This is a genomic window from Cupriavidus sp. 2TAF22, from assembly GCF_052115045.1.
In the GTDB taxonomy this organism is placed as follows: Bacteria; Pseudomonadota; Gammaproteobacteria; order Burkholderiales; family Burkholderiaceae; genus Cupriavidus.
Genome location: NZ_JBFRFX010000006.1, coordinates 1 through 21,261 on the forward strand (window position 1 = coordinate 1; position 21,261 = coordinate 21,261).

Here is a 21,261-nt window from a genome sequence, read left to right on the forward strand (position 1 = left end):
CCCACCGCGCCGGCGGCCGGCGCGCCCGCGGCCCCTGCCGCGGCGGCACCCAAGGCGCTGGTGATCGGGCATCGCGGCGCCAGTGCCCTGCGCCCCGAGCACACGCTGGCCTCCTACGCGCGCGCCATCGAGGATGGCGCCGACGTGGTCGAGCCCGACCTGGTGATGACGCGCGACGGCGTGCTGGTGGCCCGCCATGAGAACGAGATCGGCACCACCACCAATGTCGCCGCGCTGCCGCAGTTTGCCGCTCGCAAGCGCATCAAGGTCATCGACGGCGAGCGTCTCGACGGCTGGTTCACCGAAGACTTCACGCTGGCCGAACTCAAGACGCTGCGCGCGCGCGAGCGCATCCCCCAGCTGCGCCGCGCCAATACGCAGTACAACGACCAGTTCGAGATCCCGACGTTCGACGAGATCATCGAGCTGGTGGCCACTGCCTCGCAGCGTAGCGGGCGCGTGATCGGCCTGTATCCGGAAACCAAGCATCCGAGCTATTTCCGCGGCATCGGCCTGCCGCTGGAAGAAAAGCTGGTGGCCACGCTGCGCGCGCACGCCTATACGCGCAGCGCCCCGGTCTATGTGCAGTCGTTCGAGACCGGCAACCTGCGCGAGCTGCGCCAGCGCCTGGGCAGCGGCATGCCCAACGTGAAGCTGGTGCAATTGATGGGCAGCGCGAAGGGGCGCCCCGCCGACTGGCGCCTGGCCGGCGACACCCGCACCTACGCCGACATGATGACGCCGGTCGGACTGCGCGAGGTGGCCAGCTACGCCAACGGCATCGGGCCGGAGAAATCCAGCGTGGTGCCGCGCGACGCGAACGGCGACCTCGGCACGCCTTCGGCGCTGGTGCGCAACGCGCATGCCGCCGGGCTGCTGGTGCATCCCTACACCTTCCGCCCCGAGAACAGCTTCCTGCCGCGCAACCTGCGCACGGGCGGCGACGATGGCACCCGCAGCCCGGGTGGCATGGTGCGCGAGGTACAGGCTTTCCTGGCGGCAGGCGTGGACGGCTTCTTCACCGACGACCCGGCGCTGGGCCGCCAGGCCGTCGATACCCCGGGACGCTAGCCGGCGGCTCGGCTACACTGGCGCCCACTTTCGCTTCGCTGCAGACACCACACACCATGATCGGACGCATCGCCGGCACCCTCATCGAGAAGAATCCCCCGCATCTGCTGGTCGACTGCCACGGCGTCGGCTACGAGATCGACGTGCCGATGAGCACCTTCTACAACCTGCCCGCGGTGGGCCATCCGGTCACGCTCCTGACGCAGCAGATCGTGCGCGAGGACGCGCACCTGCTGTACGGCTTCGGCACCGCCACCGAACGCAATACCTTCCGCGAACTGATCAAGATCACCGGCATCGGCGCGCGCATGGCGCTGGCCGTGCTGTCGGGCATGTCGGTCACAGAACTGGCGCAGGCGATCACGCTGCAGGAGGCCGGGCGCCTGACACGCGTGCCGGGCATCGGCAAGAAGACCGCCGAGCGCCTGCTGCTCGAACTCAAGGGCAAGCTCGGCGCGGAACTCGGCCATGCGCCAGGCAGCACGCCGGTGCACGACAATGCCGTCGACATCCTCAACGCGCTGCTGGCGCTGGGCTACTCCGAGAAGGAAGCGGCGCTGGCGATCAAGCAGGTACCGGCCGGCACCGGCGTCTCGGACGGCATCAAGCTGGCGCTGAAGTCCCTCTCGAAGGGCTGAGCGGGGCCGCCCGAGCGCGGGTAGCCTGGCCCGGACGGGCTACAATCGAGCCACTTTGCCCGTAGCACATCCATGATCGAAACCGACAAGCTGGTCCCCGACCGCGGGGGCGACCGCGTGATCGCCCCCACCACCGCCTCTCCCAACGAGGAGGCCTTCGAGCGGGCGCTTCGCCCCAAGCTGCTCGACGAATACGTCGGCCAGGAGAAGGTGCGCGGCCAGCTCGACATCTTCATGCACGCCGCGCGCAACCGCCGCGAGGCACTCGATCACGTACTGCTGTTCGGGCCGCCGGGCCTGGGCAAGACCACGCTGGCGCACATCATCGCGCGCGAGATGGGCGTGAACCTGCGCCAGACTTCCGGCCCGGTGCTGGAGCGCCCCGGCGACCTGGCCGCGCTGCTGACCAACCTGGAAGCCAACGACGTCCTCTTCATCGACGAGATCCACCGCCTGTCTCCGGTGGTGGAGGAAATCCTGTACCCGGCGCTGGAGGACTACCAGATCGACATCATGATCGGCGAGGGGCCCGCCGCGCGCTCGGTCAAGCTGGACCTCCAGCCGTTCACGCTGGTGGGCGCCACCACGCGCGCCGGCATGCTGACCAACCCGCTGCGCGACCGCTTCGGCATCGTCGCGCGGCTGGAGTTCTACACCGCGGAGGAACTGGGACGCATCGTCACCCGCTCGGCACAGCTGCTGGGGGCGCGCATCGATCCGCTCGGCGCGCTGGAAATCGCCCGGCGCGCGCGCGGCACGCCGCGTATCGCCAACCGGCTGTTGCGGCGCGTGCGTGACTTTGCCGAGGTCAAAAGCGATGGCACCATCACACGCGCTACCGCCGACGCGGCGCTGGCCATGCTGGATGTGGATGTGGTCGGCTTCGACCTCATGGACCGCAAGCTGCTCGAAGCCATCCTGCACAAGTTCGGCGGCGGGCCGGTCGGCGTGGACAACCTGGCCGCGGCGATCGGCGAGGAGCGCGACACCATCGAGGACGTGCTGGAGCCCTACCTGATCCAGCAAGGCTACCTGCAGCGCACACCCCGCGGCCGCATGGCCACCGCCGCCGCCTACCTGCATTTCGGGCTGTCCGCGCCCGGCGGCGACGCCGAACCCGCTGCATAGCGGCAATTCCCCGCCGCGCGGCCGCCACCGGCGGCCATTTCCGGCCGCCCGGCGCCGGCGCCGGCCATGCTGCGGTGCCGCGCACCCCGCATTAAATACTTTCGTGCACCGCAGACAATTCTTTTGTCGCGCATTGCTGGCGGCTGCCTCCTTGTCCACAATGACTTAGTCCCGGCCGCCGCGGCATGGCGCCGGCCTATTTCTTCCCTGTCAGGAGAGAGCACATGAATCGACGCCAGTTTGTCACCCGGATGGCGGGCTCGGGCCTGCTCGTGGCCACCGCCTTCACCGCGGGCTGCACCACCACCGGCACCAATGCGCCAACCGATGCGGCGGCCAAGAAACAGGAAATCGACGCAGGTGCGGACGGCGCGCTCAACCGCCTGTTCACCACCGCCGGCAGTGCGCGCGACCTGGCCTCGCGTGCGCAGGGGATCCTGATCTTCCCGCGCGTGTTGTCCGCAGGTCTCGTGATCGGGGGCGAGTACGGCGAAGGCGTGCTGCGCTCCCACGGCGCCGCGGTGGGCTACTACCGCACCACCTCGGCCTCGTTCGGACTCACCGCCGGCGGGCAATCCAAGTCCGTCATCATCATGTTCATGACGCCGGACGCCTACAGCAAGTTCGTCAACAGCAGCGGCTGGACTGTCGGCGCGGATGCCAGCGTGGCGGTCGCGAAGATTGGCGCCAACGGCTCGATCGATACCGTCACCGGGCAGCAACCGGTGATCGGCTTCGTGCAGACCAACGCCGGGCTGATGTTCGATATCTCGCTGGACGGCGCCAAGGTCGGCAAGCTGAACCTGTAGGGCTGTGGGGCTGTGGGGCCGTGGGCTTGCAGGCAGCTTGCGGGGGGGCTGAAGGCGGCGGGCGCGGCGGCGGCGTGGCTGGCATAATCGCCGCACTGCCGCCCCTCCGGAACCGCCATGACCATGTCGACCGCCACGCCCGGCTACACCGGGCGCGTCTACCGTTACTACGACCTTGTGATGGTGGCGTTCGTCACGGTCCTGCTGTGCTCCAACCTGATCGGCGCGGCCAAGGCCGCGCAGGTCACGCTGCCGCTGATCGGGCCGGTGACCTTCGGCGCCGGGGTGCTGTTCTTCCCGGTTTCCTATATCTTCGGCGACGTGCTGACCGAGGTCTATGGCTACGGGCGCGACCGCCGCGTGGTGTGGGCGGGCTTTGCCGCGCTCGCCTTCGCCACCTTCATGAGCCTGGTGGTACTGAAGATGCCGGTGGCGCCGTTCATGGGCGACTACCAGAAAAGCCTGGAAGACGTGTTCGGCAATACCTGGCGCATCGTGCTCGGCTCGCTGATCGCGTTCTGCTGCGGGAGTTTTGCCAACAGCTATGTGCTGGCCAAGATGAAGCTGTGGACCGAGGGCCGCTGGCTCTGGACGCGCACCATCGGCTCCACGCTGGCCGGAGAACTGGTCGACTCCTCCCTGTTCTACGTGATCGCCTTCTACGGCATCTGGCCGCTGGAAAAGGTGATCCAGGTGGCGATCGCCCAATACATCCTGAAGACAGCCTGGGAAGTCGTGATGACGCCGGTCACCTACAAGGTGGTGGGCTTCCTCAAGCGCGCCGAGCGCGAAGACTGGTACGACCGCAATACCGATTTCACGCCGTTCCGGCTGCGTGTGTGAGCGGCTGCCCGCTAGGGGACGCGGCGATCGACTTCGTCCAGCGCCAGCGCTTCGAGATGGCCCACGTCGGCCCACTGCATCACCGTCAGCCGCTGGCTGTCGCAGCGTAGCCGGTTGATGCTGGCGTTGAGCAGCTCGTGCTGGCGCGGCGCTTCCAGCGTCATGTCGTTGGCCTCGCGGTAGAGGCAGTCCAGCACGCCGCCATGCGCCACCAGCGCGATGCGCTCGCCGGGGTGGCGGCGCGCCAGCGCCAGCGCGGCTTCCACCGCGCGCTCATGGAAAGACAGCAAGGACTCGCCGCCGTCGGGCGCGTAGTCCGGCACGCGCGCCTGCCAGCGGGCGAAATCCTCGGGCGATTGCTCGGCCACCTCCGCGTAGGTCCTGCCCTCCAGCGTGCCATAGCAGCGTTCGCGCAGGCGCGCATCGGGCCGCACCGCCATGCCGAGGGCCTCGGCCAGCGGTGTCGCCGTCTGCATCGCCCGCGAGAGATCGCTGGCGTAGACCGCGTCGATCGGTTCGGCGGCCAGGGCCTGCGCCAGGGCGTCGGCCTGCGCCACGCCGGTGGCGTTGAGCGGAATGTCGAGCTGCCCCTGCAGGCGTCGCTCGCGATTCCACGCGGTCTCGCCATGGCGAATCAGGATCAGGTGGGTAAAGGCCAGCGAATGCGGCCCGGGCAATTGCGACATGCCGTTTCCTTTTCGTTTCCTTGCATTTCCTGCGCGCGCCGCCGGCCGGATTACTTCGCCGTGCCGCCGGCCAGCTTCGGATTGAGCGTGTAGGTGCCGGTGATCGACGCCTGTGCCAGCACATGGCCCTGGATCGCCTCGCGCACCTGCGCACCGGTGAAGGTGCCGTCGAGCGGCAGGCGGTCGAGATCGAGCGCATAGACCGTGAACACGTAGTGGTGCAGCAGGGTATCGTTCCACGGCGGGCAGGGACCGTCGTAGCCGTAGTAGTCGCCCTTCATGTCGGGGTCGTTGGCGAACCAGCCGGTGTAGTCGTTCAGGCCGTGGCGCAGGCCGCCCGCGGCCGCGGTGCCGCCGGTCGCCTCGGGGCCCGGCTTGCCGCGCGCGATCACGCCGTCGCTGTGGCTGCCGGCGGAGATCGAGCGCAGGCCGGGCGGGATGTCCACCAGCACCCAGTGGAAGAAATCCACGCGCGGCAGCGATGCCGGCACTTCGCGGCCTTCCTGGTTGACGTCGTCGCCGCGGCTCGGCACGTCCGCGTCATGGCAGATCAGCACGAAGGAACGTGTGCTGGCTGGCGCCTCGTCCCAGTGCAGGTCGGGATTGCGGTTGTTCGACAGCGCCACATGGGCGGCGGGATCCATCGCGCCGAAGGCGAACTCGACCGGAATGGGCCCGTTGTCGGCGAAAGCCTTGCTCCAGATTTTCATGCGTCTCTCCTTGCTGGTTTGCGCCGCGTGCGACGCGGCCATGTGGGTTCAGGCGGCTGCGCCCGCCGGCGGCACACGCAGCCAGAAGGTGACCGGCCCGTCGTTGACCAGGCTGACCTGCATCATGGCGCCGAATTCGCCGGTCTGGACCTCGCCGTGCGCGGCGCGGGCGCGCTCCACGAAGTGGTTGTACAGGCGTTCGCCCTCGGCTGGCGCGGCGGCCGGGGTAAAGCTCGGGCGCGCGCCGCTGTTGGTGTCGGCCGCCAGCGTGAATTGCGACACCACCAGCAGGCCGCCGCGCGTGCCACGGCCATCGATGTCCTGCACCGGCAGGTTCATCTTGCCGCCGGCATCGGAGAACACGCGGTAAGCCAGCAGCTTGGCGAGCAGGCGCTCGGCCTGGGTTTCGGTGTCGCCGCGCTCGGCGCACACCAGCGCCAGCAGGCCGGCACCGATCTCCCCGGTGGTGCGGCCTTCGACGGTGACGCGGGCCTGTGCGACCCGCTGGATCAGGGCGATCATGAACGTCTCCGGCGCAGGTTCACGCCAGGGTCACGCGCGCGAAGCGGCGCTTGCCGACCTGCACGACGTAGCTGCCGGCTTCGATCTTCACTGCCTTGTCGCTGATCACGGTGCCGTCGATCTTGACGCCGCCCTGCTCGATATTGCGGTTGGCCTCCGAGGTGGACGGCACCAGGTTGGCCTGCTTGAGCAGCTGCGCGATGCCCAGCGGCGCGCCGGACAGGCTGACCTCGGGGATGTCGTCGGGCACGCCGCCGCGCGCGCGATGGTTGAAGTCCTCCAGCGCGCGCTCGGCGTCGGCGGCGCTGTGGAAGCGCGTGACGATCTCCTGGCCGAGCATTACCTTGCAGTCGCGCGGGTTGCGGCCCAGTGCGATCTCCTGCTTCATCAGGTCGATCTCGCTCATCGGGCGGAACGACAGCAGCTCGAAGTAGCGCCACATCAGGTCATCGGAGATGCTCATCAGCTTGCCGAACATCTCGCTCGGGGCCTCGGTCACGCCGATGTAGTTGCCCTTGGACTTGGACATCTTCTCCACGCCGTCCAGGCCCACCAGCAGCGGCATGGTCAGGATGCACTGCTGCTCCTGGCCGTACTCCTTCTGCAGCTCGCGCCCGACCAGCAGGTTGAATTTCTGGTCGGTGCCGCCGAGCTCGAGGTCGGCCTTGAGCGCGACCGAATCGTAGCCCTGCATCAGCGGGTAGAGGAACTCATGGACCGAGATCGGAATCCCAGAGCGGAACCGTTTGGTGAAGTCGTCGCGCTCCATCATCCGCGCCACCGTGTACTTGGCCGCCAGCTCGATCATGCCGCGCGCGCCGAGCGGGTCGCTCCACTCGCTGTTGTAGCGGATCTCGGTGCGGGCGGGATCGAGCACCAGGCTGGCCTGGCGGTAGTAGGTCTGGGCGTTGGCCTCGATCTGCTCGCGCGTGAGCGGGGGGCGCGTGGCGTTGCGCCCGGACGGGTCGCCGATGGTGGAGGTGAAGTCGCCGATCAGGAAGATGACCTGGTGGCCGAGGTCCTGCAGCTGGCGCAGCTTGTTGAGCACCACGGTGTGGCCGATATGGATGTCCGGTGCGGTCGGGTCCAGGCCCAGCTTGATGCGCAGCGGCACGCCGGTGGCCTCGCTGCGCGCGAGCTTGGCCAGCCATTCGGATTCGACCAGCAGTTCGTCGCACCCGCGCTTGGACACCTCCAGGGCGTGCATCACGGTGGGCGTGAGGGGGTAGGAAGTGGCAGCGCCGGGGGAAACTTCAGTCATGACGTAAGTCTTTGAAAAACATGAGAATTCAGACGCGGACGAAAAACGGCCGGCGGCCGATTTTGGTATAATTCGCGCTCTTGTGCCGGCGGGACGCATCCCGCGGGCCAACCGCCATTCTACGGCGGCAAACCAATATGGCACGCACCGCACCTCGGGAGAGGAAGGCAAGACGAAGCAGATCGTCGCGGCAGCGCGGCCCGAACCAAAGAGTGAATTTTACGTGATGTGGTCCAGACTCCGCGAAGTTTTCGCGCGCGAGCTGGTGGTTCTCGTCGATCCCACCAACGCGCTGCACGCGCGCCGGCGCAAGCAATTGACAGCTGCGGTCGGCACGGTGTTCACGCTTGGCATGGCCGCCGCCATGGGCGTGGCGCCGCGCAATGCCTTCGACGACCCGCTCGCTCCGCGTGTCCGGGAGGCCATTCGCCTGCCCGACCTGCAATCCCAGCTCGAACAGCTGACCGAGACCGACGACACCTTTGTGCGCGAAGCGCGCATGCAGCGCGGTGACACCATCGCCACCCTGCTCAAGCGCCTCGGTATCGATGACCCCGACGCGCAAGCGTTTATCCGCCAGAATGCCACCGCGCGCGGCCTGTTTGCGCTCGAGCCCGGCCAGAACGTGCAGGCCGAGGCAGACCAGAACAACCTGCTGGTATCGCTGCAGGCCAACCTCGGCGGCGATGCGGAATCCTCGCGCGAGCTGGTGATCGAGCGCGCGGGCGAGCTCGCCGCCCCGGTCTACAAGGCGCGCGTGCAGTCGGTGAAGAACGACGTGCACTACGAAATGCTGTCCGGCGCGATCGCCGCGGGCGGCTTCTTCAAGGCCATGGACGCGGCCGACGTGCCCGACGACGTGGTCGAGCAGATGATCTCGATCTTCTCCGGCGTCATCGATTTCCACCACGACATCACCACCGGAGACCGCTTCCGCATCGTCTACGAGGCAGGCTACCGCGACGCCGCCTTCGTGCGCAACGGACGTGTGGTGGCGGTCGAGCTGATCAACCACAACCAGCTGCACCAGGCGCTCTGGTACGCACAGGAAGGCAGCAAGCAAGGCGCCTACTACACGTTCGACGGGCGCAGCATGAAGCGGCCGTTCCTGCGCTCGCCGGTGGAGTTCTCGCGTATCTCGTCCGGCTTCGGCGGGCGCGACCATCCGCTGCATCACAACTGGGCACAGCACAAGGGCGTGGACTTTGCCGCGCCCACGGGCACCAAGGTGCAGGCCACGGGTGACGGAGAAGTGGAGTTCGTGGGCCAGCAGAACGGCTACGGCAATATCGTCATCCTCAAGCACCATAGCGGCTACTCGACCTACTACGCCCACCTGTCGGGCTTCGCCGGCATGCGGCGCGGCCAGCATGTGACGCAGGGACAGGTGATCGGCTACGTGGGCCAGACCGGCTGGGCCACCGGCCCGCATCTGCACTATGAGTTCCGCGTCAACGACGTGCCGCTCAACCCGCTGGCCATCGCCGCGCTGGATACCCCGGCCCTGTCGGGCGCCGCGCGCCAGCAGTTCCTGAACTACACCAGCGGGCTGCTCAGCCGCATCAACGCGCTGCGCACCTACAACGTCGCCAGCAACAACAACTAGCCCGCATGCAAAGCCCGTCGCCCGCCTCTACCGACCGTTTCATCGGCATCATGTCCGGCACCAGCATGGACGGCGCGGATGGCGTGCTGGTCGATTTCTCCGGCCCGCGGCCGGCGGTGCTGGCCGCGGCCCACCAGCCGTTCCCGGCGGCGTTGCGCGAGGCGTTCGCCGGACTGCAGCAGCCCGGCGACGACGAGATCCATCGCGAGGCGCTGGCCGCCAACGGGCTGGCGCGCGTGTACGCCGGCTGCGTGGCCGCGCTGCTGCGCGAGTCGGGACTGGCGGCTGCGGCCATCGCGGCGGTCGGCGCCCACGGGCAGACCGTGCGCCACCGTCCTGGCCAGTACGATGGCACCGGCTATACGCGCCAGAGCCAGCAGCCAGCCTTGCTGGCCGAACTGTGCGGCATCGACGTGGTGGCGGATTTCCGCAGCCGCGACGTGGCCGCGGGCGGCCAGGGCGCTCCGCTGGTGCCGGCGCTGCACCAGGCCCTGTTCGGCGACGCCGGCGAGACGCGGGTGGCCTGCAATATCGGCGGGATCTCGAATATCAGCGTGCTGCCGGCAGCGGGCGCGGGCAAGGACAGCGCGCCGGTGACCGGCTTCGATTGCGGTCCTGGCAACGTGCTGCTCGACTACTGGATCGAGCGCCACCACGGCCGGGCTTTCGACGCTGACGGCGCCTGGGGCGCCAGCGGCAGGATCAACGACACGCTGCTGGCGCGCTTGCTGGCCGAGCCGTATTTCGGCGTGGCCCCGCCCAAGAGCACCGGCCGCGACCTCTTCCACCCTGCCTGGCTCGAACAGCACCTGGCCGGGCCCGGCACGGCGCTGCCGCCCGCCGACGTGCAGGCCACGCTGGCCGCGCTCACCGCCGAGGCCATCGCCCGCGACGTGCGCGCGCATGCCCGGGGCGCCGCGCGCCTGATCGTCTGCGGGGGCGGCGCGCGCAACGGCTTCGTGATGCGCCTGCTGGCGCAGGCGCTGCCGGGGGTAACGGTGCAAAGCTCCGACGACTTCGGCGTGCCGGTTTCGCAGGTCGAAGGCATCGCCTTTGCCTGGCTGGCGCGCCAGATGCTACTGCGCTCGCCCGGCAACGTCCCCACCGTCACCGGCGCGGCAGGCCCGCGCGTGCTCGGCGCGCTGTATCCGCGCTAGCAGGGCGCCGGGCCGCCCTTCAAGCCGGCTCGGCGTGCCCGGCCTCGCGCGCCCAGCGGATAAACGCCTCGGCAACGGGTGACGGCCGCATCGCGGGCGATTGCGCCAGCACCACGCGCTGGGGCGCCACGGCCTCGCGCAACGGCAGGCAATGGGCTCGCCATCGTAGCTGTGATCGCCAGCCGGCCGCGTGCACGACAGCGCCACGCCATAGCCATGCGCCACCAACCCGCGTTGCATCTCGAAGGTCTGTGTGTACTGGTACAGGCGCGGGCGCAAGCCATGCGCCCAGAACAGCGAGAGGAAATACTCGCGGGTCTGCGCAATGTCTTCCAGGATCAGCGGCTCACCCGCCAGCTCGGCCAGGCTGACGCTCGGCTGCGACGCCAGCGCGTGGGTCGCCGGCAGCAGCGCGTACGGTGCCAGCCGCGCCACCACCCAGCGCGCGATGCGCTGGTCGAAGCCGAGGTCATAGGTCAGAGCGAGCTCCGCCTTGCCCGCGCTCAACGTACGGTGCACGGCGGCCAGGTCGGCCTCGAACAGCGTTACCGAGACATGTGGGTACTGCCGGCGGAATCCGGCCAGCAGGCGCGGGGCATAGTAAGCACCGAGATCCTGGAAGCAGGTCAGCGATAGCTGCCCGCTCAGGCCGCGCCCGCTCGCACCCTCCCCACCCTTCACCGCGAGACCCGTCGCCAGCGCCAGGATGTCGCGCGCGCGGCCAAGCAATTGCTGGCCGGCCGGCGTCAGCTCCAGCCCGCGGCTGACCTGGCGGCGGAACAGGGTCTCGCCGAGCACGCCTTCGAGTTGCGCGATCGCCAGCGAAACCGACGGCTGCGATACATGCCGGGCCCGCGCCGCGGCACTGATGCTGCCGTGCTCGGCGGCGGCAACGAAGTATTCGAGCTGGCGGAAGGAGAAACCAATCATGATTTCCTATACTACAGCATAGGAAATATATAGTTTTCCTATTGCCCGGCCGCCACGATACTTGGTCATCAGCCCAGCCCCCACAGGAACATCGTGACCCTATCCCCCACCGATATCGAGAACTACCAGCGCGACGGCGCGCTGGTGCTGCGCGGCGCCTTTACCGAGTGGGTGACCACCTTGCGCGCAGGCTTCGAGCAGAATCTCGCCAGCCCGGGGCCTTTTGCCATCGAGAACGTCGGCGACGGCGAGCGCGGCCGCTTCTTCGAGGACTACTGCAACTGGCAGCGCATTGCGCCGTTCTCCGAATTCATCCGGCACTCGCCGGCCGCGGGCATTGCCGGGCAGCTGATGCAGGCCGCTGCCGTGCAGGTGTTCCACGAGCACATCCTGGTCAAGGAGCCGGGCACGGCGAAGCCCACGCCCTGGCACCAGGACCTGCCTTACTACTGCGTGGACGGGCTGCAGACCGCGAGCTACTGGATACCGCTGGACCCGGTCACCACGGCCAACACGCTGCGCGTAGTGCTGGGTTCGCACCGCTGGCCCCGGCTGGTACGGCCCAAGCGCTGGGCCAGCAATGAGAATTTCTACGCGGGCGAGGACAAGTTCATGGAAATGCCCGACGTGGAAGACGGCAGCCATGCGCTCCTGGCGCCGGAACTGCAGCCTGGCGATGCGGTGGTGTTCGACTTCCGCACCGTGCACGGCGCGGCGGGCAACACCGGGACGGGGCGGCGCCGCGCCTTCTCGGCGCGCTTCCTCGGCGATGACGTGCGTTACCTGGGACGCCCGGGACGGACCTCGCCGCCGTTTCCCGGCATCGGGCTGGCCGATGGAGAGCGGATGCGCGAAGACTGGTTTCCCGTGGTCTGGCGCCGTGCGCCGTAGGCCAGCTCCGGCCTGGGCAGGGAGCAAAAGGCGGAAAAACAAAAAAGCGCACCGAAGTGCGCTTTTTTCTTTGCCGCCGGTACGTCAGACCGAGAACGAAGAGCCGCAACCGCAGGTCGTGCTGGCGTTGGGGTTCTTGATCACGAATTGCGCGCCGTTGATGTCTTCCTTGTAGTCGATCTCGGCGCCCACCAGATACTGGTAGCTCATCGAGTCGATCAGCAGCGTGACGCCGTTCTTGTTGAGGGTGGTGTCGTCCTCGTTCACTTCTTCATCGAAGGTGAAGCCGTACTGGAAGCCGGAACAGCCGCCGCCCTGCACAAAGACGCGCAGTTTCAGGTCGGCATTGCCCTCTTCCTCGATCAACTGCTTGACCTTGTCGGCAGCGCTGTCGGTAAAGACGAACGGGGCCGGCATGTCCTCGGTTACGGGTGCCTCTGCGACTGCGTTCATGGGGTTCTCCTATTTAGATACGCCTGTATTTTAAGCGCTCCGGGAAGATCGTGCCGAAACCCCGCAACTTCAAGGGCTTCTGCCTTCCCTGCACGCAGCAGGTGCGCCATCAGGCGGTTTTCTGCGATTCCTCGGCCGCTTCCGGCAAGCCTTGCGCGGTGCTCGCCAGCGACAGGTTGGGCAGCGCCTTCGGTTCGCTGACGCCCAGCGGCACCAGCCGCCCTTCCACCAGCGCGCCCTGGTGCATTTCCAGCGCGGCGTAATGGACTTCGCCGTGCACGCGCGCGTGCGGCTGCAGCTCCAGCAGCTCCGATGCATGCACGGGACCGGTCACGGTTCCGTTGAGGATCAGGTGCCCGACGCGGACCTCGCCCTCGACCACGCCCTTTTCGCTGATGACCAGCATGCTTGCCTGGTCAGCCGATGCCGTCACGTTGCCGCGCACGCGCCCGTCTAGGCGCAGGCCGCCCGAGAACGTGAGGTCGCCCTGGATCACGCTGTGCTGGCCGATCAGGGTATCGATGGCCAAACCCTTTTTCTTGGAAAACAACATAGGTCCTTTCGCCCCTCTGGAGTGGCCGGCCCCGCGCGGCCCTACGGCATGGCCGTCTGGGTCGCGCGCAACTGACCGTTTTGCAAAATTCTTACCGTCACTGCCCGCACGGCGGCGCCCGCGGGCAAGGGGAACGTTCCCTCGATGCGCTGGTAGTGCGTCAGGCGCAGGTCCGGCAAGGAGCCGGCCTGGTCTTCGTCCAGGTTCAGGGTGACGGGCTTGCCGTCCCGCATCAGCGAGACCACCAACTGTAACTCACCGCGAAATTCCGGCATCGAGGAAAACGCCTTCGATCCGCCCTGCATCACCAGCAATCGGTAGTGCATCTTCAGTGTGTCGGCTTCATCCAGGCTGACACGGAAACTCCGCACATGAATGCCCGAGGTATTGCCGCCTGCCGGCAGCAAGCTCTCGAAGAACGCCAGGTCTTCCTTGAGCAGGGCGACCTCGCCTTCGGCCGCCTTCAGCTGCTGGACCAGGCCTTCCTGGGCACCGCGCGCCATCTGCAGCTGCGACTCGGCGGTATTGGCCACGGCCTGCAGGCGCTCCCGCTGCGCCGACATCGAGGCGAGCTGCTCGCGCAGCGCCCGGTTCTCCACCTTCATGTCCGCACCCGCGCCGGCGAGCCCCCGGCCGGCGTGATATGCCCATCCCGCCGCCGCCGCGAGCAGGATCGCCATCAGCACCGCGCCCAGCACGCGCACCGGCCAGGACCGGTGCGAGCGTACGGCCAGCGGCCGCGACAGCGCGCCACGGCGCGGACGCAGCAGACGATATCTCATGCGCCGCGCATGACCCGCGCGGGCGACACCGGCATCGGAGCGCAATACGGCCTTGCTGGCGGTCGAGTCATCTGCAGGTCTCCTGGCGGGAAGTGCCGGGATTGTATCCGGGAAGAGGCATGGAAATTGTAAAGCGCGCGTAAAACCTGCCGCGTCGCAGACAACGGCCAGGACGGCGGCAAAAAAAAACCGCACGGCGAACCGTGCGGTTTTTTCCGTCTCGACAGAATCCGGTGACCCGGACCCGTCGGACACACATCAGCGCTTCGAGAATTGCTTCCGACGACGCGCCTTGTGGAAACCAACCTTCTTACGTTCCACTTCACGCGCATCGCGCGTGACGAAGCCAGCCTTCGACAGCGTGGGCTTCAGTGCAGCGTCGTAGTCGATCAGCGCACGGGTGATGCCGTGGCGCACTGCGCCGGCCTGACCCGTTTCGCCGCCGCCGGTCACGTTGACCTTGATGTCGAAGGTCTGTGCGTTGGCGGTCAGTTCGAGCGGCTGGCGCACGATCATCAGCGAGGTTTCGCGAGCGAAATACTCATTGATGGGCTTGCCGTTGACGATGATATCGCCCTTGCCCGACTTGATGAAGACACGAGCCACGGCGCTCTTGCGGCGGCCAGTACCGTAATTCCAATTTCCGATCATGGATGGCCCCCTTAGATTTCCAGCGCCTTGGGCTGCTGTGCTTCATGCGGATGATCGGCTTCGGCGTAAACCTTCAGCTTTTTGATCATCGCATAGCCCAGCGGGCCCTTCGGCAGCATGCCTTTCACAGCTTTTTCCAGGGCGCGGCCCGGGAAACGCTGCTGCATCTTGCCGAACGTCGTTTCGTAAATGCCGCCCGGGTAGCCCGAGTGACGATAATACTTCTTGTCGGTTTCTTTGGTACCCGTCACACGCAGCTTGGCTGCGTTGACGATGATGATGTAATCACCAGTGTCGACGTGCGGAGTGAATTCCGGCTTGTGTTTGCCGCGCAGTCGGCGTGCCACTTCGCTGGCAACACGGCCGAGGACTTTGTCCGTCGCGTCAATCACGTACCAGTCGCGCTTTACCTCTGCAGGCTTGGCGGAAAAGGTCTTCATGATTTTTCCTGAGACTTGTAGAACCTGCCCGTTACGTGACGCGCACCGATCACATGATCGATGACTAGCGTCGTCGGCCGGTCCTTGGGACCTGGCCTTCCCTGCTTGTATGTGCAGGCTCTCCCTGAATTCTTCTTCCGCGGGCATGACGGAAAAGCCGACGATTATACTGTGGTTTTTGACAGGGGCACAAGCAAACTCTCGGGCCTGCGTCAAGATGGGGGCGTCATGCGACGTCCGGGGTATGTTCCCGGACCACCGCGCGGGGCCGGTCTGCGCCGGCGCGGCATAAAAAAAACCCAAGCTATCGAGCTTGGGTTTGAATCCACCAAAGGAGGAGGGTGGAGGAGACACTTGGAGATCGACGGGGCCCGGCTGACGGTGCGGCCGGCACAACCGCCGGGAATTCCCTGGCGATTCGCTTTCGCACTCTGGCTTGCCTTGCATGCCGTCGTTCAATGATTCAAATTATACATGAGCGCTCCCGCGGTGCAAGAAAATTTGCAGTGCGGAATGCCATTTTGCATTGTAAAAAATTGATGCAGCTTGCCGATATCGGCATTTATCCAGAAAAATCAATAGCTTGCGTCAGATTTCATGTGTCACAAAACTGTCATCTTAGAGGAAACCCTCGGTTTTTGGAGGGATCCGACCCGCTCCGACCACGCGAGGGCAGGTGGCATATACTCAAAAGGCAAGTTTCGAAATCGCGTGTTCGTGATCGAATACGCACTCACTAAAGCGCAGGATCGAACAAAATGGAATGCAAAGTAACTTGGATGGGCGTCGACGGCATGACCTTCGTGGCCGAGACTGGCAGCGGGCACGTGGTTGCGATGGATGGCGCGCGGGAAGGCGGCGGCCATGATCTGGCTCCGCGGCCCATGGAGATGGTGTTGCTGGGTACCGGCGGCTGCACGGCCTATGACGTGGTGCTGATCCTGAAGAAGAGCCGGCAGGACGTGCGCGGCTGCAGCGTGAAGCTGGAAGCGGAACGCGCGAGCGAGGACCCGAAGGTCTTCACGCGCATCAACTTCCATTTCACGGTGACCGGCCGCAACCTCAACCCCGGCACGGTCGAGCGCGCCATCCACCTGTCGCATGACAAATACTGCTCGGCCTCGATCATGCTGGCCAAGACGGCGGAGATCACCCATACGCTCGAAATCGTGGAAGCGTAAGGGGCCCTGAAGGCGCGGAAAGCGGGTGCGGCAGGCGCGGAAAGCGTGGAAAGGATGCGCCGGCCGGGACACCGGCCGCGCGACGCCCGGGCCGCGAACGCGGCAAGGCGGAAGAATCGAGAAGCAAAGCAGGCCGATAAGCCGGATTCTGTGCGCGCTGCCAGCCTTGCGGCCAGCGGCACGTGACAATCATTCCTCTAGGCCGACCGTTACCGGCCGGCTCCAGCTCCCTACCCGCAGGCTCAGCGGGCCGCCTCAATGCCTGCCTATTTGGGATTGCTCCAGGTGGAGGTTACCGCGTTTCACCCTTCCCGCCGGGAGAACCCGGCGGCAAGACTCGTCTCTGTGGCCCTATTCCGCACGTTGCCGTGGATGGCTGTTAGCCAACACCCTGCCCTGTGGAGTCCGGACTTTCCTCCCCTTGCACCTTGCGGTGCAAGCAGCGATTGTCTGGCCTGCTTTGCGGCCCGCAGTCTAACACCGTTTGGCCTCGCGCCGGTCACCCCGGCGCCGCGCCCGGGTCATGCCGCCGCCGCGCGCCGGCCGGGGCGGAACACGCCGGTGTCGGCATAAAAGGCGGGATCGCGATTGGCATCGCACCAGCCGGGAATCCCCATCACCGGCAGCGGCGCGAAACGCCCGCCATGCAGCCCGGCGGATTCGAGCGAAGCGGCGACAGCCGCATCCAGCGATGCGGGCAGCCCACCGTCCGCCGAAGGCGGAACGGCCATCGGCCAGCCGTGCGCGGTCAACGCCTTGTAGGGCTGCGCCAGTTTTTCCAGCAACGCGTGCCCGAACGGCACCACGCCACAACGGGCCGCGCCCTCCCCGCTGCCGCCCCAGGCAAGCCGGCGCGCCACGAACAGTTCCTGCCAGGCAAAGCCGCGCAGCGCGCCCGCCAGGCTGCCGTCGACACTCAGGAACAGGATGGCGTTCTCGTCGAACAAGGTGGCGGCATCGCGCAGGACGCCGCGGCGTTCCTGCACGCCGGCCTCGGCAATCGCCTCTGCCTGCAGCCGGTTCAGCACACGCTTGGCGCCCGGGAAATGCAGCCAGACCAGCGCATTGAAGAAGTCATGCAGGTTGTCGCGCGTGGGCACCGCGCCGCTGGCATGGATATGCGATTCGTAGGCCGTGCCGGCGGGTAGTTCGGCCTGGGGCACGAAGCGCAACGGCAAACCCCGCGCATTGCACAGGCCAAGCCGCGCGCTGATTTCGCTGAGCACGGCGCGCAGGTCGGCGCCGTCCTGCAGCGCGCCGGACAGCGCCGTGCCGGATTGCGCAAACGGCCGGTACCAGGGCTGGGTCCAGTCGATCCGCGCCACGGCGCCGGCCAGCGCCAGCGTGACGCTCTCCGGCTTGCTCACCGGGCTTGCGCGGCTCAGCTGGCCTTCCAGCGCAGCGTTTCCCCGCCGCGCAGCGGCACCAGCGTGGTGTCGCCGAAGGGCAGTTCGGCCGGCAGCTCCCATTGCTCGCGCGTCAGCGTGAGCGTGCCGCCGTTGCGCGGCAGGCCGTAGAAGGCCGGGCCGTTGAAGCTGGCGAATGCCTCGAGCTTGTCCAGCGCGCCGGCATCCTCGAACGCCTCGGCATACAGCTCCATTGCGTGCAGGCCGGTATAGCAGCCGGCGCAGCCACAGGCATGTTCCTTCAGGCCGCGCGCGTGCGGCGCGCTGTCGGTGCCGAGGAAGAAACGCGGGCTGCCCGACACCGCCGCGGCCACCAGGGCTTCGCGGTGGATCTCGCGCTTGAGCACCGGCAGGCAGTAGTAGTGCGGGCGGATGCCGCCGGTGAAGATGGCGTTGCGGTTGTACAGCAGGTGATGCGCGGTGATGGTGGCGCCCACCGGGCCTTCGGCGTCGCGCACGTACTCGGCGGCATCCTTGGTGGTGATGTGCTCGAAAACCACCTTGAGGCCGGGGAAATCGCGGCGCAGCGGGGTCATCACGCGGTCGATGAAGACGGCTTCGCGGTCGAAGATGTCGATCTCGGAATCGGTTACCTCGCCGTGCACCAGCAGCGGCAGGCCCGCGCGCTCCATCGCTTCGAGCGCGGGCGCGCAGCGGTGCAGGTCGGTCACGCCGGCGTCGCTGTTGGTGGTGGCGCCGGCCGGGTACAGCTTCACGCCGTGCACGAAGCCGCTGGCCTTGGCCGCGACGATTTCCTCGGCCGGGGTGTTGTCGGTCAGGTACAGCGTCATCAGCGGCTCGAATGCCATGCCGGCGGGCAGCGCGGCCAGGATGCGGTCGCGGTAGGCCGCCGCCTGCGCCACCGTGGTCACGGGCGGCTTCAGGTTGGGCATGATGATGGCGCGCGCGAACTGGCGGGCAGTGTCGGGCAGCACGGCAGCCAGTGCCGCGCCGTCGCGCAGGTGCAGGTGCCAGTCGTCCGGGCGGGTGATGGTGAGGGTCTGGGTCATGGCTTGGATGGCCGGCCGTCGTTGGCGGCCGGCGCTTTCTCGGGGGATTACAGAATCAGGATGGCGCGGTAGTCGTTCACATTGGTGCGCGTGGGGCCGGTCACCACCAGGTCGCCGGCGGCATCGAAGAAGCCCCAGGCGTCGTGCGCGTCGAGCCGGGCGCGCGCCGGAGCGCCGGCGGCCTGCGCGCGCGCCGGCGTCGAAGGGTCGAGCAACGCGCCAGCATTATCCTCCGAGCCGTCGATGCCGTCCGTATCGGCCGCGATGGCGTACACGTCGCCCGCGCCATCGAGCTCCAGCGCAAGCGACAGCAGGAACTCGGAGCAACGCCCGCCGCGCGGCCTGGCGCCGCCCGCGGCACCGCCCTGGGGCAGCGTCACAGTGCATTCGCCGCCGGAAATCAATGCCACCGGCGCGGCGAACGGCGCATTGTACGTGCGAATCTCGCGCACCAGCGCGGCGTAGACGCGCGCCACTTCCTGCGCCTCGCCGGTCACGGTGTCGCCCAGCACCACCGGCTGGATGCCCTGGGCGCGGAAGCGCTCCGCCGCGGCCTCCAGGCTTCCATGCGCCGTTGCGATCACACGATTGTCGACGCGGGCGAACAGCGGATCGCCCGGCTTTGGCGTTTCCGCCACTTCGCCGCGCGCGCCGCGTTCCAGGTGCTGGCGCACCACGGGCGGCACGCTGGCCCCATAGCGGCGCAGGATGTCCAGCGCGTCGCCATAGGTGCTCGGGTCCGCCACGGTGGGGCCCGAGGCGATCGCGCTCGGATCGTCGCCGGCCACGTCCGAGACAATCAGCGTGGTGACCGGCGCGCGGCTGGCCTGGGCGAGCCGGCCGCCCTGGATGCGCGAGAGATGCTTGCGCACGATGTTCATCTCGGTGATCGGCGCGCCGCAGCGCAGCAACTCCTGCGTGGTGGCCTTGAGGTCAGCCATGGCGATGCCGTCGGCCGGCAGCGACAGCAGGCTGGAGCCCCCGCCCGAAACCAGCACGACCAGCCGGTCGTCGGGCCCGAGCGCGCCCACGCGGGCCAGGATCTCGGCCGCGGCGCGCTCGCCCGCTTCATCAGGCACCGGATGGCCGGCCTCGATCACGCGCACGTGGTCGGTCGGCAGGCCATGGGCGTAGCGCGTGACCACCAGTCCTTCGATGACATGGGTCGGATCCAGGCGCGCATAGGCCTGCTCCACCGCCAGCGCCATCGAGGCGGCGGCCTTGCCGGCGCCCACCACCAGCGTGCGGCCGCCCGGCCGGGGCGGTGGCAGGTGGTCGGCCACGATGCGCAGCGGATCGGCCGCCCCTACCGCTGCCTGGAATGTCTCCAGCAGCAGCGCGCGCGCGTCGGCCGCCTTCACAGCGCACCTGCGATGGCCTGGCCCAGGTCCGCCGTGCCGGCCTTGCCGCCGATGTCGCGGGTCAGCGGGGCATGCTCCGGGCCGGCCGCCAGCACCTTTTCGATGGCGCCGAGCACGGCTGCGCCGGCGTCGGCGTGGCCCAGGTGTTCCAGCATCATGGCGCCGCACCAGATCTGGCCGATCGGGTTGGCCACGCCACGCCCGGCGATGTCCGGCGCGGAACCGTGCACCGGCTCGAACAGGCTGGGGAAGGTGCGGTCCGGGTTGATATTGCCCGACGGCGCGATGCCGATGGTGCCGGTGCAGGCCGGGCCCAGGTCGGAGAGGATGTCGCCGAACAGGTTGCTGGCCACCACCACGTCGAACCAGTCTGGATGCTGGACGAAGTGCGCGGTGAGGATGTCGATGTGGTACTTGTCGACCTTCACGCCGGGATAGTTCGCCGCCATCGCTTGGACCCGCTCGTCCCAGTACGGCATGGTGATGGAGATGCCGTTGGACTTGGTGGCCGAGGTCAGATGCTTGCCGGGGCGCTTCTGCGCCAGCTCGAAAGCGAACTTGAGGATGCGGTCCACGCCGGTGCGCGTCATCACCGTTTCCTGGATCACCACTTCGCGGTCGGTGCCGGGGAACATGCGCCCGCCGATGCTGGAATACTCGCCCTCGGTGTTCTCGCGCACCACGTAGAAATCGATGTCGCCGGGCTTGCGCGGGTTGCCGTCGCGGTCCACCAGCGGGCTGCGGATCCCGGGCATGAGCCGCACCGGCCGCAGGTTCACGTATTGGTCGAACGAGCGGCGGAACTGCAGCAGCGAGCCCCACAGCGAGACATGGTCGGGCACGGCATCGGGCCAGCCGACCGCGCCGAAATAGATCGCGTCGTACTTGACCAGGGTGTCGAACCAGTCGTCCGGCAGCATCTTGCCGTGCCGCGCATAGTAGTCGCAGCTGGAGAAGTCGAAATGGTCGAACTGCATGTCCAGGCCGAACCGGCGCGCGGCGGCGTCCATCACCCGCAGCCCCTCGGGCATCACTTCGGTACCAATGCCGTCGCCGGGGATGACTGCGATCTTGTATTTGCTCATGTCTCGAATGGCCCGCAAAAGAGATACAGATACGAAAGAGGTCGGGGGATGCCGGGATAGGCCGGGGTAGGCCGGGGTAACCCGGGA

The 21,261-nt window shown here is 67.5% G+C and carries 22 protein-coding genes, 1 other RNA gene and 1 pseudogene; 9 read left to right on the top strand and 15 right to left on the bottom strand.

Annotated elements, in window-relative coordinates; translation table 11 throughout:
• The 5 genes from AB4Z48_RS09005 to AB4Z48_RS09025 form a co-directional block, all read left to right on the top strand.
• Window positions 1-1,071 (top strand): glycerophosphodiester phosphodiesterase (locus AB4Z48_RS09005; RefSeq protein WP_441613580.1); only part of this gene is annotated, 1,071 nt, incomplete at its 5' end.
• A 56-nt stretch (window positions 1,072-1,127) separates the two neighbouring features.
• Window positions 1,128-1,709 (top strand): Holliday junction branch migration protein RuvA, encoded by a 582-nt coding sequence (ruvA, locus tag AB4Z48_RS09010; RefSeq protein WP_441613581.1) that lies wholly within the window; start codon window positions 1,128-1,130, stop codon window positions 1,707-1,709.
• A gap of 72 nt (window positions 1,710-1,781) precedes the next feature.
• A complete protein-coding gene (gene ruvB / locus AB4Z48_RS09015) occupies window positions 1,782-2,837 on the top strand; it encodes a Holliday junction branch migration DNA helicase RuvB (RefSeq protein WP_441613582.1) in 1,056 nt (351 codons plus the stop codon).
• A 224-nt stretch (window positions 2,838-3,061) separates the two neighbouring features.
• The gene (locus AB4Z48_RS09020) at window positions 3,062-3,646 is read left to right on the top strand and encodes a BPSL1445 family SYLF domain-containing lipoprotein (RefSeq protein WP_441613583.1); all 585 of its coding nucleotides are present in this window, start codon (window positions 3,062-3,064) and stop codon (window positions 3,644-3,646) included.
• A 117-nt stretch (window positions 3,647-3,763) separates the two neighbouring features.
• A complete protein-coding gene (locus tag AB4Z48_RS09025; protein ID WP_441613584.1) occupies window positions 3,764-4,489 on the top strand; it encodes a queuosine precursor transporter in 726 nt (241 codons plus the stop codon).
• Window positions 4,490-4,500: 11 nt separating this feature from the next.
• Here the strand turns inward: AB4Z48_RS09025 and AB4Z48_RS09030 are convergent, their stop codons facing one another.
• Genes AB4Z48_RS09030 through tyrS form a run of 4 tightly spaced genes read right to left on the bottom strand, consistent with a single transcriptional unit; the run spans window position 4,501 to window position 7,668 of the window.
• Complete coding sequence (locus AB4Z48_RS09030; protein WP_441613585.1) at window positions 4,501-5,175, bottom strand: histidine phosphatase family protein; 675 nt, start codon at window positions 5,173-5,175, stop codon at window positions 4,501-4,503.
• Window positions 5,176-5,225: 50 nt separating this feature from the next.
• On the bottom strand, window positions 5,226-5,885 hold the full coding sequence (locus AB4Z48_RS09035; protein WP_441613586.1) for a YbhB/YbcL family Raf kinase inhibitor-like protein: 660 nt from the start codon (window positions 5,883-5,885) through the stop codon (window positions 5,226-5,228).
• A gap of 48 nt (window positions 5,886-5,933) precedes the next feature.
• Window positions 5,934-6,407: a D-aminoacyl-tRNA deacylase gene (dtd, locus tag AB4Z48_RS09040; protein WP_441613587.1), complete on the bottom strand. Its 474-nt coding sequence runs from the start codon at window positions 6,405-6,407 to the stop codon at window positions 5,934-5,936.
• Between the two features lie 19 nt (window positions 6,408-6,426).
• Window positions 6,427-7,668: a tyrosine--tRNA ligase gene (tyrS, locus tag AB4Z48_RS09045; RefSeq protein ID WP_441613588.1), complete on the bottom strand. Its 1,242-nt coding sequence runs from the start codon at window positions 7,666-7,668 to the stop codon at window positions 6,427-6,429.
• 226 nt (window positions 7,669-7,894) lie between these two features.
• Between tyrS and AB4Z48_RS09050 the strand changes: the two genes are divergently transcribed.
• Both AB4Z48_RS09050 and AB4Z48_RS09055 read left to right on the top strand, forming a co-directional pair.
• Window positions 7,895-9,274 carry a M23 family metallopeptidase gene (locus tag AB4Z48_RS09050; protein ID WP_441613589.1) on the top strand — a complete coding sequence of 460 codons (1,380 nt, stop codon included), beginning with the start codon at window positions 7,895-7,897 and terminating at the stop codon, window positions 9,272-9,274.
• Window positions 9,275-9,279: 5 nt separating this feature from the next.
• On the top strand, window positions 9,280-10,431 hold the full coding sequence (locus AB4Z48_RS09055) for an anhydro-N-acetylmuramic acid kinase (RefSeq protein ID WP_441613590.1): 1,152 nt from the start codon (window positions 9,280-9,282) through the stop codon (window positions 10,429-10,431).
• Between the two features lie 19 nt (window positions 10,432-10,450).
• On the opposite strand, the pseudogene AB4Z48_RS09060 reads toward AB4Z48_RS09055, so the two are convergent.
• Window positions 10,451-11,361: pseudogene (locus tag AB4Z48_RS09060) on the bottom strand (LysR substrate-binding domain-containing protein).
• Between the two features lie 93 nt (window positions 11,362-11,454).
• Between AB4Z48_RS09060 and AB4Z48_RS09065 the strand changes: the two are divergent.
• Window positions 11,455-12,252 carry a phytanoyl-CoA dioxygenase family protein gene (locus AB4Z48_RS09065; RefSeq protein WP_441613591.1) on the top strand — a complete coding sequence of 266 codons (798 nt, stop codon included), beginning with the start codon at window positions 11,455-11,457 and terminating at the stop codon, window positions 12,250-12,252.
• A gap of 84 nt (window positions 12,253-12,336) precedes the next feature.
• On the opposite strand, the gene erpA is transcribed toward AB4Z48_RS09065, so the two are convergent.
• The 5 genes from erpA to rplM form a co-directional block, all read right to left on the bottom strand.
• Window positions 12,337-12,705, bottom strand: a complete 369-nt coding sequence (erpA, locus tag AB4Z48_RS09070) for an iron-sulfur cluster insertion protein ErpA (RefSeq protein ID WP_441613592.1) — start codon at window positions 12,703-12,705, stop codon at window positions 12,337-12,339.
• A gap of 109 nt (window positions 12,706-12,814) precedes the next feature.
• Entirely contained in the window at window positions 12,815-13,258 is a 444-nt protein-coding gene (locus AB4Z48_RS09075) for a bactofilin family protein (RefSeq protein WP_441613593.1), read from the bottom strand.
• A gap of 41 nt (window positions 13,259-13,299) precedes the next feature.
• Window positions 13,300-14,295, bottom strand: a complete 996-nt coding sequence (locus AB4Z48_RS09080) for a DUF6776 family protein (RefSeq protein WP_441613594.1) — start codon at window positions 14,293-14,295, stop codon at window positions 13,300-13,302.
• Window positions 14,296-14,298: 3 nt separating this feature from the next.
• Complete coding sequence (gene rpsI, locus AB4Z48_RS09085; RefSeq protein ID WP_441613595.1) at window positions 14,299-14,691, bottom strand: 30S ribosomal protein S9; 393 nt, start codon at window positions 14,689-14,691, stop codon at window positions 14,299-14,301.
• A gap of 11 nt (window positions 14,692-14,702) precedes the next feature.
• Window positions 14,703-15,131: a 50S ribosomal protein L13 gene (gene rplM / locus AB4Z48_RS09090; RefSeq protein ID WP_017226025.1), complete on the bottom strand. Its 429-nt coding sequence runs from the start codon at window positions 15,129-15,131 to the stop codon at window positions 14,703-14,705.
• Between the two features lie 758 nt (window positions 15,132-15,889).
• Between rplM and AB4Z48_RS09095 the strand changes: the two genes are divergently transcribed.
• Window positions 15,890-16,312, top strand: coding sequence for an OsmC family protein (locus tag AB4Z48_RS09095; RefSeq protein WP_441613596.1), 423 nt, complete (start codon window positions 15,890-15,892; stop codon window positions 16,310-16,312).
• A 121-nt stretch (window positions 16,313-16,433) separates the two neighbouring features.
• Here the strand turns inward: AB4Z48_RS09095 and rnpB are convergent.
• The 5 genes from rnpB to AB4Z48_RS09120 form a co-directional block, all read right to left on the bottom strand.
• An RNA gene (gene rnpB / locus AB4Z48_RS09100) (RNase P RNA component class A) lies at window positions 16,434-16,774 on the bottom strand.
• Between the two features lie 59 nt (window positions 16,775-16,833).
• The gene (locus tag AB4Z48_RS09105; RefSeq protein WP_441613597.1) at window positions 16,834-17,679 is read right to left on the bottom strand and encodes a DUF3025 domain-containing protein; all 846 of its coding nucleotides are present in this window, start codon (window positions 17,677-17,679) and stop codon (window positions 16,834-16,836) included.
• 14 nt (window positions 17,680-17,693) lie between these two features.
• Window positions 17,694-18,728 carry a dihydroorotase gene (gene pyrC, locus AB4Z48_RS09110; RefSeq protein WP_441613598.1) on the bottom strand — a complete coding sequence of 345 codons (1,035 nt, stop codon included), beginning with the start codon at window positions 18,726-18,728 and terminating at the stop codon, window positions 17,694-17,696.
• A gap of 47 nt (window positions 18,729-18,775) precedes the next feature.
• A complete protein-coding gene (locus tag AB4Z48_RS09115; RefSeq protein ID WP_441613599.1) occupies window positions 18,776-20,089 on the bottom strand; it encodes a glycerate kinase type-2 family protein in 1,314 nt (437 codons plus the stop codon).
• Entirely contained in the window at window positions 20,086-21,174 is a 1,089-nt protein-coding gene (locus tag AB4Z48_RS09120; protein ID WP_441613600.1) for a tartrate dehydrogenase, read from the bottom strand. Before AB4Z48_RS09120 ends, AB4Z48_RS09115 begins: the two co-directional genes overlap by 4 nt.
• Between the last annotated feature and the right edge of the window lie 87 nt (window positions 21,175-21,261).

What these genes read in the sequence shown, in the direction of transcription:
- ruvA (WP_441613581.1), top strand. Translation starts at nt 1,128, where the DNA reads ATGATCGGACGCATCGCCGGCACCCTCATCGAGAAGAATCCCCCGCAT.
- ruvB (WP_441613582.1), top strand. Translation starts at nt 1,782, where the DNA reads ATGATCGAAACCGACAAGCTGGTCCCCGACCGCGGGGGCGACCGCGTG.
- AB4Z48_RS09020 (WP_441613583.1), top strand. Translation starts at nt 3,062, where the DNA reads ATGAATCGACGCCAGTTTGTCACCCGGATGGCGGGCTCGGGCCTGCTC.
- AB4Z48_RS09025 (WP_441613584.1), top strand. Translation starts at nt 3,764, where the DNA reads ATGACCATGTCGACCGCCACGCCCGGCTACACCGGGCGCGTCTACCGT.
- AB4Z48_RS09030 (WP_441613585.1), bottom strand. Translation starts at nt 5,175, where the DNA reads ATGTCGCAATTGCCCGGGCCGCATTCGCTGGCCTTTACCCACCTGATC.
- AB4Z48_RS09035 (WP_441613586.1), bottom strand. Translation starts at nt 5,885, where the DNA reads ATGAAAATCTGGAGCAAGGCTTTCGCCGACAACGGGCCCATTCCGGTC.
- dtd (WP_441613587.1), bottom strand. Translation starts at nt 6,407, where the DNA reads ATGATCGCCCTGATCCAGCGGGTCGCACAGGCCCGCGTCACCGTCGAA.
- tyrS (WP_441613588.1), bottom strand. Translation starts at nt 7,668, where the DNA reads ATGACTGAAGTTTCCCCCGGCGCTGCCACTTCCTACCCCCTCACGCCC.
- AB4Z48_RS09050 (WP_441613589.1), top strand. Translation starts at nt 7,895, where the DNA reads ATGTGGTCCAGACTCCGCGAAGTTTTCGCGCGCGAGCTGGTGGTTCTC.
- AB4Z48_RS09055 (WP_441613590.1), top strand. Translation starts at nt 9,280, where the DNA reads ATGCAAAGCCCGTCGCCCGCCTCTACCGACCGTTTCATCGGCATCATG.
- erpA (WP_441613592.1), bottom strand. Translation starts at nt 12,705, where the DNA reads ATGAACGCAGTCGCAGAGGCACCCGTAACCGAGGACATGCCGGCCCCG.
- AB4Z48_RS09075 (WP_441613593.1), bottom strand. Translation starts at nt 13,258, where the DNA reads ATGTTGTTTTCCAAGAAAAAGGGTTTGGCCATCGATACCCTGATCGGC.
- rpsI (WP_441613595.1), bottom strand. Translation starts at nt 14,691, where the DNA reads ATGATCGGAAATTGGAATTACGGTACTGGCCGCCGCAAGAGCGCCGTG.
- rplM (WP_017226025.1), bottom strand. Translation starts at nt 15,131, where the DNA reads ATGAAGACCTTTTCCGCCAAGCCTGCAGAGGTAAAGCGCGACTGGTAC.
- AB4Z48_RS09095 (WP_441613596.1), top strand. Translation starts at nt 15,890, where the DNA reads ATGGAATGCAAAGTAACTTGGATGGGCGTCGACGGCATGACCTTCGTG.
- pyrC (WP_441613598.1), bottom strand. Translation starts at nt 18,728, where the DNA reads ATGACCCAGACCCTCACCATCACCCGCCCGGACGACTGGCACCTGCAC.
- AB4Z48_RS09120 (WP_441613600.1), bottom strand. Translation starts at nt 21,174, where the DNA reads ATGAGCAAATACAAGATCGCAGTCATCCCCGGCGACGGCATTGGTACC.